The following is a 12894-nucleotide window of genomic DNA, read 5'->3' as shown; positions in this document are numbered from 1 at the left end:
TAAAGCCTCGTCGCGCCCCGGTGCGCTCCTACGACGTCTGCAGTCTGCAGCTGTTGTTATTCCGGGTCGTAATCCAGATTCGATGCCAGCCAGCGCTCGGCCACTGCCAGCGTCACGCCCTTGCGTCGCGCGTAGTCGGCAACCTGCTCCTTGCTTAGCCGGCCCACCACGAAGTACTGGCTGTTGGGGTGGCTGAAGTAATAGCCGGAGACCGCGGCAGTCGGCAGCATCGCAAAGCTCTCGGTCAGCGTCATGCTGGCGTTACCGGGGGCATCGAGCATTGCGAACAGGGTTTGTTTCTCGCTGTGTTCCGGGCAGGCCGGATAGCCGGGCGCCGGACGGATGCCGCGATAGCGCTCGGCGATCAGCGCTTCGTTGTCCAGGTTCTCCTCGTCGACGTAGCCCCAGAACTCGGTGCGCACCCGTTGGTGCAGCCGCTCGGCCAAGGCCTCGGCCAGGCGGTCGGCCAAGGCCTTGAGCAGGATGGCGTTGTAGTCGTCGTGGGTGGCCTCGAAGCGTGCCACGTGCGGGTCGATGCCGATGCCGGCGGTGACCGCGAAGCCGCCGATCCAGTCGTGCACGCCGCTGTCTTTGGGTGCGATGAAGTCGGCCAGGCAGAAGTCTGGGCGATCGGCAGGTTTGTCGACCTGTTGGCGGAGGAAGTGCAGAAGCCGCGGCTCGGGTCCCGGGTCCCGATCAAGAATGACTTCCACATCGTCGCCTACGCTATTGGCCGGCCATAGGCCGAACACGGCCTTGGCGGTGAGCCATTTCTCCTCGACGATGCGCGCCAGCATCTGTTGCGCGTCGCGATACAGCTCGGTGGCCTGGCTGCCGACGATCTCATCGCTGAGGATGGCCGGGAATTTACCGGCCAGTTCCCAGGCCTGGAAGAACGGTGTCCAATCGATCAGCGGGACCAGCTCCGCCAGCGGGTAATCGTCGAACACATGCAGGCCGGGCTGGCGCGGCGTCGGCGGTGTGTAGCTGTCCCAGCCGCCATCGAACTTCTGCCCGCGGGCATGTTCCAGCGACACCAGGCGCTTGGCGTCGCCGCGATTGCGGTGACGCGCGCGGATCTCGGCGTAGTCGGCATCGTTGGCGGCGACGAAGGCCTGGCGCAGGTCGCGCGAGATCAACGATTGCGCCACGCCGACCGCGCGCGAGGCATCCTTGACCCACACCGTAGGCGCTGCGTAATGCGGATCGATCTTCAAGGCGGTGTGCGCGCGTGAGGTGGTGGCGCCGCCGATCAGCAACGGGATCTCGAAGCCCTGGCGCTGCATCTCGCGCGCCACATGCGACATCTCCTCCAGCGAGGGCGTGATCAGCCCGGATAAACCGATCAGGTCGGCATTCTCGGCGCGCGCGCGGTCCAGGATGGTCTGCGCGGGCACCATGACACCCAGATCGACCACCTCGAAGTTGTTGCAGGCCAGGACGACGCCGACGATGTTCTTGCCGATGTCATGGACGTCGCCCTTGACGGTGGCCATGATGATCTTGCCGTTGGACTTGCCGACGTCGCCGCTACGCAGTTTCTCCGCTTCGATGAAGGGCAGCAGGTAGGCCACTGCGCGCTTCATGACCCGCGCGGACTTGACCACCTGCGGCAGAAACATCTTGCCGGCGCCGAACAGGTCGCCGACCACGTTCATGCCGTCCATCAACGGGCCTTCGATCACGTCCAGCGGGCGCGACGACAACTGCCGCGCTTCCTCGGTATCGGCTTCGACGTAGGCGTCGATCCCATGCACCAACGCATGGCTGAGCCGCTCGCGCACCGACTTGCCGCGCCAAGCCAGCTCTTCGCCCTTGCTGGCGCCCTTCTTGCCCTTGTAGCGTTCGGCGATCTCCAGCAGGCGCTCGGTGCCGTCGCGGCGCCGATTGAGCACGACGTCCTCGACGCGCTCGCGCAACTCCGTGTCAAGGTCGTCGTAGATCGGCATGCCGCCGGCATTGACGATGCCCATGTCCATGCCGGCCTTGATCGCATGGAACAGGAAGACCGAGTGGATCGCCTGGCGCACGGTTTCGTTGCCGCGGAACGAGAACGAGACATTGGAAACGCCGCCGGACACGTGGCAATGCGGCAACGTGTCCTTGATGATGCGGGTGGCCTCGATGAAGTCCACCGCGTAGTTGTCGTGCTCCTCGATGCCGGTGGCGACCGCAAAGATATTGGGGTCGAAGATGATGTCCTCGGGCGGAAAGCCGACCACATCGACCAGGATGCGGTAGGCACGCGTGCAGATTTCCACCTTGCGTGCGCAGGTGTCGGCTTGGCCGACCTCGTCGAAGGCCATCACCACCGCGGCGGCGCCGTAGCGCAAGACCTTGCGCGCCTGTTCGATGAACAGCGCTTCGCCTTCCTTCAGCGAGATCGAATTGACCACGCTCTTTCCTTGCAGGCACTTCAGTCCGGCCTCGATCACCGTCCACTTGGACGAATCCACCATCACCGGGATGCGGGCGATATCCGGCTCGGACATGATCAGGTTGAGAAAGCGCGTCATCGCCTTCTCCGAATCGATCAACCCTTCGTCCATGTTGACGTCGAGGATCTGCGCGCCGTTGGCAACCTGCTGGCGGGCGACGTCCACCGCTTCCTCGTAGCGCTCTTCCTTGATCAGCTTGCGGAATTGCGCGCTACCGGTGACGTTGGTGCGTTCGCCGACATTGACGAACAGCAGGTCCGGGGTGATGACCAGTGGTTCCAGGCCGGAGAGGCGGGTGTAGCGGGGCGTGCTCATGCAAGGCTCTTATGGGCGTCGGACGTGGCGAATGTCCAGGCGAGGCGATGACGGGTGGCGGTCGGCCGGGGGCGGATCGAGATGGCCCTCATCCGCCCTTCGGGCACCTTCTCCCGCGTGCGGGAGAAGGGAGCCTTTGTCCAGGTGACGAGCAACGTGCTGTCCTTCTCCCGCGCGCGGAAGAAGGGAGCCTTTGTCCAGGTGACGAGCAACGTGCTGTCCTTCTCCCGCGCGCGAAAGAAGGGGCCTTTGTCCAGGTGACGAGCAACGTGCTGTCCTTCTCCCACGCGCGGGAGAAGGGAGCCTTTGTCCAGGTGATGAGCAATGTGCGGTCCTTCTCCCGCGTGCGGGAGAAGGGGGCCTTTGTCCAGGTGACGAGCAACGTGCTGTCCTTCTCCCACGCGCGGGAGAAGGGAGCCTTTGTCCAGGTGACGAGCAATATGCTGTCCTTCTCCCGCGTGCGGGAGAAGGTGGCGCGCAGCGCCGGATGAGGGCACACGTGCTGCATCACGCCGCCAGCGCTTGCGCACCCGGCACCTGCCGTGGCGGCAGATCGGCGACCGCCGCAGCGATGGCGCGAATATGATCGGGCGTGGTGCCGCAGCAACCACCGACCAGGTTGAGCAGGCCGGACTGGGCAAACTCGCGCAAGGTCGCGGCCATTTCCTCCGGCGTCTCGTCGTACTCGCCGAAGGCGTTCGGCAAGCCGGCGTTGGGATGCGCGCTGACGTAGGCGTCGGCCACCTGGGCCAACGTTTCTACGTGCGGGCGCAGATCCTTCGCGCCCAGTGCGCAGTTCAGTCCCACCGACAGCGGCCGACCATGCGCCACCGAGGCGTAGAACGCCTCCGCGGTCTGGCCCGACAAGGTGCGCCCGGAGGCATCGGTGATGGTGCCGGAGATCATCACCGGCAAGCGCCCGCCGCGGGCCTCGAACACCTCTTCGATCGCATACAGCGCGGCCTTGGCATTGAGCGTGTCGAAGATGGTTTCCACCATCAAGGTATCGGCGCCGCCGTCGATCAGCCCGTCGATGGCCTCGCGATAGGTCTCGCGCAGGGCATCGAAGCTGGTATTGCGGTAGCCGGGGTCGTTGACGTCCGGGCTGATCGATGCGGTGCGGCTGGTGGGCCCGAGCACGCCGATCACGAAGCGCGGTTTGTGCGGGGTCAGCGCCTCGACGGCATCGCAGCAGGCGCGGGCGACTTCCGCGCCGGCCTTGTTCAACTCATACACCAGGTGCTCCAGGTGGTAGTCGGCCTGGCTGACCGAGGTCGCGTTGAAGGTGTTGGTTTCCAGCAGATCGGCGCCGGCGTCCAGGTAGGCGCGGTGGATGCCAGCGATGATCTCCGGGCGGGTCAGCAACAACAGATCGTTGTTTCCCTTGAGATCATGCCCTTCCGGCGTATGCGCGTGATCGCAGCCAGGGCCATGCACGTGCGCGCTGTCGTAGCCGTCGGCAAAGCGGGTGCCGCGGTAGTCCGGTTCCTGCAGGTCGTGGCGCTGGATCATCGTCCCCATCGCGCCATCGATGATCAGGATGCGCTCGCGCAGCGCCTGTAGCAGCATCTGTGCACGCTGCGGATGCAGCCAGGGCAGGCCCGTGCCTTGGGAGCCGGAACTGGCGACGCGATCAAGAACGGGAGTGCTCATCATCTTGCTCCTGCTTCGGCTCTGATTTTTGCCGGGGCTCCCGGCTTCACCGCAATCAATGAAATCACTTCGAAATGCGGCGGGCGTTTCTCGCGGGTGACGGTCTCCAGGCTGGAGACGTCCATGCCGGCTTTCTCGACGAAGCGGCGCAGTTCCTTGGCGGCGAAGCCGAGGTTCACGTGCCCATAGGCCTGGACGGCCGCGCGATGCTCATGCTTGGCCAGGCTGCATAGCAGCAGGCGGCCGCCCGGGCGCAGCACCCGCGCCGACTCTGCGACCGCCTGGGCCGGCTTGCTGGCGTAGGTGAGCGCGTGCATCAGCACCACCAGGTCGAAGCTGGCGTCGGCGAACGGCAGCGCATGCATGTCGCCTTCGCGCACTTCGACGTTGCGCAGCTTGCGCAAGCGTTCGCTGGCGGCGGCGACGACGCGTGCGCTGGTATCGATGCAGATATAGCGTTGGGCATGCGGGGCCACCAGTTCGGCCAGCACGCCATCGCCGGAGGCGATATCCAGCACATCGCCGGTTTCCAGCAACGGCAGCGCGGTACGCGCCAGTGCCTCCCAGGTGCGTCCGGGCGAATAGTGTCGCTCCATATCGCCGGCCACCGAATCGGCCCAGTTCTGGTCGGAGGCGCGGTTGGCCAGCACCGCCGCCACGCGTTCGGCGTCCTGGCGCAGCAGCGGGTCGTCGCTGCCGGTGCTCAGCGCCAGCCACAGGGCGCGCTGGGCCGGGTCCAGCGAGACTTCGTCGAAGCGGTAATAGGCCGACACGCCAGCGCGGCGGTCGCGCACCAGCCCGGCTTCCTTGAGCTTGGCCAGATGGGTGGACACCCGCGGCTGGGCCAGGCGGGTGATGGCCGATAGTTCGGCCACGGTGAGTTCTTCCTGTTCCAGCAAGGCCAGCAGGCGTACCCGGGTGGCGTCGGCGAATACCTTCAGGCGGGCCGACCAGTCTTCCAGATCCATGAATATCTCTATATCGCGATATGGAGATATTTTCTGTCGGCGGCGGGGTGGGGTCAACTACATACGCATGCGAATGGTTGTGGCTACAATGGGCCACCAGCCGATGCCCGGGAGGGGTGAAACGTGGATTTCAGCTTTACTGAAGAACAATTGATGATTCAGGACGTCGCCCGCCGGATCGCCCAGGAAAAGATCGCCCCCAGCGCCGAGCAGTTCGATCGCAGCGGCGAATTCCCGCTGGAGAATATCCAGCTGTTGGGCGAGAACGGCCTGATGGGAATCGAGGTGCCGAGCGAGTACGGCGGCGCCGGCATGGACCCGATCAGCTATGCGTTGGCGATGATCGAGATTGCCGCCGGCGATGCCGCGCACTCGACCATCATGTCGGTCAACAACTCGCTGTTCTGCACCGGCATCCTGAAGAACGGCAGCGAGGCGCAAAAGCAGTTGTACGTGCGCGCGATTGCCGAAGGCCGCCATATCGGCGCCTTCGCACTGACCGAGCCGCAGTCCGGTTCGGATGCGTCGGCAATGCGCTGTCGTGCGGTCAAGCAGGGCGATGGCAGCTTCGTGATCAACGGCAAGAAGAGCTGGATCACCTCCGGTCCGGTGGCCAAGTACATCGTGCTGTTCGCGATGACCGCGCCAGACCAGGGCGCACGCGGTATCACTGCCTTCATGATCGACACCGAGCGTGCCGGCTTCCATCGCGGCAAGACCGAGCCCAAGCTGGGCATCCGCGCCTCGGCCACTTGCGAGATCGAGTTTGCCGACTACGTCGCGCAGCCGGACGAAGTGCTTGGCGTGGAAGGCGAGGGTTTCAAGACCGCGATGAGCGTGCTCGATGCCGGCCGCATTGGCATTGCTTCGCAGGCGGTGGGCATCGCGCGCGCCGCCTACGAGGCCACCTTGGCCTATGTGAAGGAGCGCAAGGCCTTCGGTGCGCCGATCGGCACCTTCCAGATGACCCAGGCCAAGATCGCCGACATGAAGTGCCGGCTGGATGCCGCCTGGTTGCTCACCCTGCGCGCGGCCTGGCTCAAGGGCGAGGGGCAGAAGTTCGGCACCGAAGCGGCGGTGGCCAAACTCACTGCGTCCGAGGCGGCGATGTGGATCACCCACCAGGCCGTGCAGATCCACGGCGGCATGGGGTATTCGAAGGAAATGCCGCTGGAGCGCTACTTCCGCGATGCCAAGATCACCGAGATCTACGAGGGCACCTCGGAAATCCAGCGGCTGGTAATCGCGCGCGGGGAGACCGGGCTGCGCTGAGATCGACCGCGCTCCAGCGCTGCCGCCGAGGCGGCGACGCTGGAGCGCTCTCCGCGATGCCAAGATCACCGAGATCTACGAGGCACCTCGGAAATCCAGCGGCTGGTGATCGCGCGCGGGGAGACCGGGCTGCGCCGAGATCGACCGCGCTCCAGCGCTGCCGCTAAGGCGGCGACGCTGGAGCGCTCTCCGCGATGCCAAGATCACCGGGATCTACGAGGGCACCTCGGAAATCCAGCGGTTGGTGATCGCGCGCGGGGAGACCGGGCTGCGCTGAGATCGACCGCGCTCCAGCGCTGCCGCTAAGGCGGCGACGCTGGAGCGCTCTCCGCGATGCCAAGATCACCGGGATCTACGAGGGCACCCCGGAAATCCAGCGACTGGTGATCGCGCGCGGGGAGGCCGGGCTGCGCTGAGCCAATACTGCTGCGACATACCTGCGTGTGCGTGTTGCAGGTGCGTCTGTGCGTGCAAGGCGAGGGCGTTGGTGATGGCAGGCGCGTCATGTTGAAGCTGTGACCGCTGCCCAGCCCCCTGCGACGTAGCGCACGAATGCGCATGCCGGCGACAGGCGGTGCATATGTCAGGTCGCAGGCATGCACCTCTTCCCGAACCTGGTATGCGGCCGTGCTTGTGGCAGGTCCCATGGCCGGACCACAATCGCCGATCCCCCAACGGCGCACGTGCTATGTCCCGTTTCTGGTTTTCCCCTGCCTGGCGCTGGCTCGCTTGTGTTTTGCTGCTGCTGATGACGGCATGGCCGGTGTTCGCCCAGAGCACGCCGCCGGCCTCGATCGTCCCCGCCGATCGCCTGCAAGAGCCCTGGTGGGCGCAGCGGCATGCGCAGGTACTGGAGCAGGTCAAGCGTCATCCGGACGCGCCGTTGTTGCTGATCGGCGACTCGATCACCCAGAACTACGAAAAGGCGCAGGGCCCGGACGAGGATTTTCAATCCACGTGGCAGCCCTTCTATGGCAGCCGAGGTGCGCTCAACCTGGGTTTCAGTGGCGATGGCACCGAGCATGTGCTGTGGCGATTGAATAATGGCGAGCTCGCCGGCCTGCAGCCCAAGGCGGTAGTGGTGCTGATCGGCACCAACAACACCGGCTACCTCGGCCAGAGTGCGGAGCACACCGTGATGGGCATCGATGCGGTGGTCGCCACGCTGGAGCAGAAGCTCCCGCGCACGCGGATCCTGTTGCTGAGCGTGCTGCCGAGTGCGGTGTCGGCCGAGAAGTCGCGGCGCGACACCGAGGTCAACCGGGAGCTGGCGGTGCGTTACGGCGACAATCCGCGGGTGAGCTTCCTGGACGTCAGTAGTGTCTTCCTGCGTGACGGCAAGCTGCGCGGCGAGTTGTTCTACGACGACCGCCTGCGCCCACCCGCAGGCGCGTTGCATCCGGACACCCAGGGGCAGCGCATGATGGCCGAAGCGATCGAGCCGACCTTGGCGCGCCTGCTCGGCGAGGCACCGGTCAAGCCGGTGGCCGAGCTGGGCCTGGATGCGGCGACTTCGTTGATGCCGGTCGATTGGCTGGAGCAGGATTCCTACGATTGGTATGGCCGTCACCATGCCGCGCTGGCGGCTGCGCGTGCGCTGCAGCCGGAGGTGGTGATGATTGGCGACTCGATCACCCACTTCTGGGGTGGCGTGCCGCGCGGCAAATGGCAGAACGGACCCAACTCCTGGCACTGGTTGTACGGCCGGCGTTCGGTGTTGAATCTCGGCTTCGGCTGGGACCGGACGCAGAACGTGTTGTGGCGGATCCGCCAGGGCGAGCTGGATGGCCTGGCGCCGCGCTGGGTGGTGTTGCTGATCGGCACCAATAATCTGGTGGGAACCGCGCAAGCGCGTGCCAGCACTCCTGCCGAAACGGCTGCAGGTGTCGAGGCGGTGGTGGCCGAGGTGCGCCGTCGGCTGCCGACCAGTCAGCTGATCCTGATGCACATTCTGCCGCGCGGGACCCGGCCCGACGATCCCAAGCGGGCGCCGATCGTGGAAACCAATCGTCTGTTGCAAGCCCGTTTTGCCGGCGATCCAGCGGTCCGTCTGGTCGACATCGGGGCGCGCTTTCTGCAGCCAGATGGCAGCTTGCCGTTGAGCCTGATGCCGGACGGGACCCATCCCAGCGAAGCTGGCTACACCATCTGGGCGCAGGCGCTGCGCGAGGCCGGGATTACCGCCGTGCCGTAAGGTGATGGGGCATGCCGTGCTTGCCGGCAGGCGAGCACGGCCGTTGCCTGCGGTCGGTTACCTCGAGCGTGGCGCGGCTGCAGAGAACAGCGCCGACCGGGCGCGACTGCGCGGTGCAATTGCAGGGATTCCAGCGATGGAATGAACGGCGCGATAGTGTCGCCGCCATATGCTCGGGGCGCAGGTCGTCTGCGATGGCCAACCCCAGAAACCAGAAGACCCCCGATCGCTCGGAGGTCTTTTTAAACTGGTGCCCAGAAGAGGACTCGAACCTCCACGAAGTTGCCCCCGCTAGCACCTGAAGCTAGTGCGTCTACCAATTCCGCCACCTGGGCAGGTGAGCAGCGAATTTTGCAGGTGGCCGGCGGGCTTGTCAATGGGGGTGCTGACCTACATTGCGTTCCAGGCCAGCCGTGGCCGCCGCACACCGGAGGACGGCAGGGGGTACCATAAGGGCAATGACAAAGAAAAACCCCCCAGATTCCGCCCTGCCCAGCCGCCGTAAATCCGCCGGCCAGGGCGATTCCTCCACCGCAGAGCAACAAAAATTGCCGGGGTGGATGCCGGATTTCCTGGTCCGCGCCGCCGCTGGCGCGTCGACCACATCCGCCAACAAACGCGCCGCTTCCAAAGCTTCATCGCAGCAGTCTTCGCCGTCGACGCCAGCCGCACCGCGTGCGCCGCATCCGCGCAAGAGCGGCCCGCCAGCGCCGCCGCCGGAGCGGTTTGCCGAGCCCGCCGCGGCGCCTGTGGCCGACTTCAAGGACCCACATGCCGAACGCGAGGCACTGCGCTATGCCGAGCCGATCGCCAGCCGCGAGGCCATTTTGCAGTTGCTCGAGGATTGCGACGGCCCGCAGACCGCCGACGAGATCGCTGCCCGGCTCGGGTTGAGCGATCGCATCGATGCATTGGGCAAGCGCCTGGCAGCGATGGTGCGCGAGGCACAACTGGTGCAGAACCGTCGCGGCGGCTATGCGCCGGTCCAGCAGACCAGCCTGATTGCCGGCGTGGTGATCGCCAATCCGGAAGGGTTCGGCTTCCTCAAACCGGACGATGGCGGCGACGACTTGTTCCTGCCGCCGTTCGAAATGCGCAAGGTCATGCATGGCGACCGCGCGCTGGCCAACGTGACCGGGATCGACCGCCGCGGCCGTCGCGAGGGCGCGATTGCGCGCGTGCTGGAACGTGGCATGTCGCGGCTGATCGGTCGGTTCTTCTATGAGTTGGGCGTGGCCTACGTCGATCCCGACGACAAGCGCGTGCAGCGCAACGTGCAGATCGCGCCCGACGGCATCGGCGGCGCACGCGAAGGCCAATTGGTCGTCTGCGAGTTGATCGCGCCGCCGGATGCGCGCCGCCCGGCCATCGGCAAGATCATCGCCGTACTTGGCGACAAGCTGACACCGTCGCTGGTGGCGGAAACGGCCATCCACGGCCACGAGCTGCCGCATGAATTTCCGCAAGAGGTGCTGGACGAAGCGGCCGCGGTGCCGCTGGTGGTCGAGCCGCAGATGATCGGCGGCCGGGTGGATTTGCGGCAGATGCCGCTGGTCACCATCGACGGCGAAGATGCCAAGGATTTCGACGATGCGGTGTATTGCGAACCCAACGCGGATGGCTTCCGTCTGGTGGTGGCGATCGCCGACGTGTCCAACTATGTGCGTCCGGGGACGCCGCTGGACGAGGAAGCGCAGAAGCGTGCGACTTCGGTGTATTTCCCCGGCTTCGTGGTGCCGATGCTGCCGGAGACCTTGTCCAACGGTATCTGCTCGTTGATGCCCAAGGTCGATCGCATGTGTTTCGTCTGCGACATGCAGGTGGCGCGCGATGGTGAAGTGACCGGCTCGCGCTTCTACGAAGCGGTGATGAATTCGCATGCACGCCTGACCTACAACCAGGTCTGGAAGGCGGTTGGCGAAGACGACGCCGATACCAAGGCCTTCATCGGCCCGCTGCTGCCGCAAGTGCAACGTCTGCATCAGCTGTATCACGTGCTGTCCAAGGCACGCACGCAGCGCGGTGCGATCGAGTTCGAGACCTCCGAAGTGCGCTTCGTGCTCGACAACACCGGCGAGGTCACCCAGGCCGGCATGCTGGTGCGCAACGACGCCCACAAGCTGATCGAAGAGTGCATGATCGCTGCCAACGTCGAGGCGGCGCGCTACCTGCTGCGCATGCGGGTGCCGGCGCCGTATCGCGTGCATGAGCGGCCGCCGGAGAGCAAGTACGAAGACCTGCTGGAGTTCCTCAAGGAATTCCAGCTCAGCCTGCCGGCGTGGAGCAAGGTCCGTCCGGGCGATTACACCAAGCTGCTGAAGAAGGTGCGCGCGCGGCCGGATGCGGCGCTGATCGAATCGGTGCTGCTGCGCAGTCAGAGCCTGGCGGTGTACTCGCCGGACAATCATGGCCATTTCGGTCTGGCGTTGGAGGCGTATGCGCACTTCACCTCGCCGATCCGCCGCTATCCGGACCTGCTGGTCCATCGCGCGATCAAGCACGCGCTGACCGGCGGCAGCGCGGAGCAATTTCTCTATACGCCCCGGCAAATGGCGGCGCTGGCGCTGCAGTGTTCCGAGCGCGGGCGGCGTGCCGACGAGGCCGAGCGCGAGGTGGACGAGCGCTACCGTGCGGCCTGGATGGAAAAGCACGTCGGTGGGCAATTCGACGGCGTCATCAGCGGTGTCACCGGCTTCGGCCTGTTCGTCGAGCTGACCCAGTCCAAGGTCAACGGCCTGGTGCATGTCACTCAGCTGCCGCAGGACTATTACCAGTTCGATCCGATTCGCAAGACGCTGACCGGCGAGCGCCGTGGCAGCGCCTTCCGTCTCGGCGATCCGGTACGGGTGCTGGTGCTGAAGGCGAGCATGGAAGAGCGCAAGATCGACTTCCGCCTGGTGGAGCGACGCGGCGAGGGCGAGGCCGGCGACGAAGCGGCCGCACTGCCGGCGTTCGAGCGGCGGCCCGCCAAGTCACCGAAGCCGAAGGCGAGCAAGCGAGGCAAATCCAAGCGCTGAAGCGAAAGGAGCGGCGATGGGCAGTCATAGCGGCGGTTGCCAGTGTGGAGCAGTGCGTTTCCATGTCGATGGCGCTCTGGAGGCCTCGATCTGCCATTGCCGCATGTGTCAGAAGGCCTTCGGCAACTATTTCGCGCCCTTGGTCTCGGTGCGCGCGGCGCGCTTTGCCTGGACCCGCGGCGCGCCGGCGCATTTCGCTTCCTCCAATCTGGTGCGGCGTGGCTTTTGCGCCGCCTGCGGCACGCCGTTGACCTACGAAGCGCCGGACGGCATGGCGGTGGCGCACGGCGCCTTCGATACGCCGGCGGCGATCGTGCCGGTGCAGCAGTACGGGCTGGAGGGACACCTGCCTTTCGTGTCCGCGCTGGAAACCTTGCCTGGCACGCAGACCGAGCAGGACGCGAGCATGGCGCCTTACCTGGCCGATCTGCGATCTGCGCAGCATCCGGATCACGACACCGCACACTGGCCGCCGGCCGCGTCCTGAGGTTGCGCGTGCCAGCCGCCGCGATAACCCCTACCATGACGCCCCCCGATCATCGCCCCAACCGAAGCCGCGCATGAGCAAGCAGAATCAGTGGATCGTCGGCGTCAACGCCGTCGCCTCGTCCGTCGAAAACGACGCCGACAACGTGCGTGAGGTGCTGATCGAGGCCGGCAGCAAGAATCCGCGGCTGACCGAGATCGAAGAGCAGGCCCGCCGCAAGGGCATCGACGTGCGGCGGGTCAGCACCCAGGCGCTGGATGGCGTCGGCGGCCAAGTGCGTCACCAGGGCGTGGCCGCGCGTTATGCCGCCGCGCGGCTGTGGGCCGAGAACGAGCTGCAAGGCCTGGTCGAACAGGCCCAGGGGCGTGCGCTGCTGCTGGTGCTCGATGGCGTGCAGGATCCGCACAACCTCGGCGCTTGCCTACGCAGCGCCGCTGCCGCCGGCGTGACCGCCGTCGTCATTCCCAAGGACAAGTCGGCCACGATCAATGCCACCGTGCGCAAGACCTCGGCCGGCGCGGCCGATCGCATCCCGGTGGTGGCGGTGACC

At 65.8% G+C, this 12894-nt stretch carries 11 protein-coding genes, 1 tRNA gene and 1 pseudogene; 8 read left to right on the top strand and 5 right to left on the bottom strand.

What is annotated here, in order from left to right; translation table 11 throughout:
- Window positions 1-56: 56 nt before the first annotated feature.
- Both metH and CKY51_RS03060 read right to left on the bottom strand, forming a co-directional pair.
- Window positions 57-2753, bottom strand: coding sequence for a methionine synthase (metH, locus tag CKY51_RS03065; RefSeq protein WP_022973790.1), 2697 nt, complete (start codon window positions 2751-2753; stop codon window positions 57-59).
- Window positions 2750-2965, bottom strand: a complete 216-nt coding sequence (locus tag CKY51_RS03060) for a hypothetical protein (protein WP_152248866.1) — start codon at window positions 2963-2965, stop codon at window positions 2750-2752. Before CKY51_RS03060 ends, metH begins: the two co-directional genes overlap by 4 nt.
- A 57-nt stretch (window positions 2966-3022) precedes the next feature.
- Here CKY51_RS03060 and CKY51_RS03055 point away from each other — a divergent pair, with 57 nt between their 5' ends.
- Window positions 3023-3244 (top strand): hypothetical protein, encoded by a 222-nt coding sequence (locus CKY51_RS03055; RefSeq protein ID WP_152248865.1) that lies wholly within the window; start codon window positions 3023-3025, stop codon window positions 3242-3244.
- 16 nt (window positions 3245-3260) lie between these two features.
- On the opposite strand, the gene CKY51_RS03050 is transcribed toward CKY51_RS03055, so the two are convergent.
- Together CKY51_RS03050 and CKY51_RS03045 are read right to left on the bottom strand one after the other, a co-directional pair.
- On the bottom strand, window positions 3261-4406 hold the full coding sequence (locus CKY51_RS03050) for a homocysteine S-methyltransferase family protein (RefSeq protein WP_022973791.1): 1146 nt from the start codon (window positions 4404-4406) through the stop codon (window positions 3261-3263).
- Entirely contained in the window at window positions 4406-5374 is a 969-nt protein-coding gene (locus CKY51_RS03045) for an ArsR/SmtB family transcription factor (protein ID WP_022973792.1), read from the bottom strand. The genes CKY51_RS03050 and CKY51_RS03045 overlap by 1 nt, the downstream gene beginning before the upstream one ends.
- A gap of 123 nt (window positions 5375-5497) precedes the next feature.
- Between CKY51_RS03045 and CKY51_RS03040 the strand changes: the two genes are divergently transcribed.
- The 4 genes and pseudogenes from CKY51_RS03040 (at window position 5498) to CKY51_RS03020 (ending at window position 8840) form a co-directional block, all read left to right on the top strand.
- Window positions 5498-6646, top strand: a complete 1149-nt coding sequence (locus CKY51_RS03040; RefSeq protein ID WP_152248863.1) for an acyl-CoA dehydrogenase family protein — start codon at window positions 5498-5500, stop codon at window positions 6644-6646.
- Window positions 6647-6836: 190 nt separating this feature from the next.
- Window positions 6837-6923: pseudogene (locus tag CKY51_RS22925) on the top strand (acyl-CoA dehydrogenase family protein); the annotation flags it as partial.
- Between the two features lies 1 nt (window position 6924).
- Entirely contained in the window at window positions 6925-7062 is a 138-nt protein-coding gene (locus tag CKY51_RS22920; protein ID WP_425509500.1) for an acyl-CoA dehydrogenase family protein, read from the top strand.
- 332 nt (window positions 7063-7394) lie between these two features.
- The gene (locus CKY51_RS03020) at window positions 7395-8840 is read left to right on the top strand and encodes a GDSL-type esterase/lipase family protein (RefSeq protein ID WP_031338689.1); all 1446 of its coding nucleotides are present in this window, start codon (window positions 7395-7397) and stop codon (window positions 8838-8840) included.
- 248 nt (window positions 8841-9088) lie between these two features.
- Here the strand turns inward: CKY51_RS03020 and CKY51_RS03015 are convergent.
- Window positions 9089-9175, bottom strand: a tRNA-Leu gene (locus CKY51_RS03015).
- Between the two features lie 123 nt (window positions 9176-9298).
- Here CKY51_RS03015 and rnr point away from each other — a divergent pair.
- The 3 genes from rnr to CKY51_RS03000 form a co-directional block, all read left to right on the top strand.
- The gene (gene rnr / locus CKY51_RS03010; RefSeq protein WP_022971111.1) at window positions 9299-11857 is read left to right on the top strand and encodes a ribonuclease R; all 2559 of its coding nucleotides are present in this window, start codon (window positions 9299-9301) and stop codon (window positions 11855-11857) included.
- Window positions 11858-11873: 16 nt separating this feature from the next.
- A complete protein-coding gene (locus CKY51_RS03005) occupies window positions 11874-12344 on the top strand; it encodes a GFA family protein (RefSeq protein ID WP_022971110.1) in 471 nt (156 codons plus the stop codon).
- 73 nt (window positions 12345-12417) lie between these two features.
- Window positions 12418-12894: RNA methyltransferase substrate-binding domain-containing protein (locus tag CKY51_RS03000; RefSeq protein WP_280524676.1), on the top strand; the 477-nt coding region annotated here is incomplete at its 3' end.

The organism is Xanthomonas maliensis, assembly GCF_009192945.1.
In the GTDB taxonomy this organism is placed as follows: Bacteria; Pseudomonadota; Gammaproteobacteria; order Xanthomonadales; family Xanthomonadaceae; genus Xanthomonas; species Xanthomonas maliensis.
Note: the sequence above shows the minus strand (reverse complement) of the source record. Positions and strands in the feature narration are given on the sequence as shown.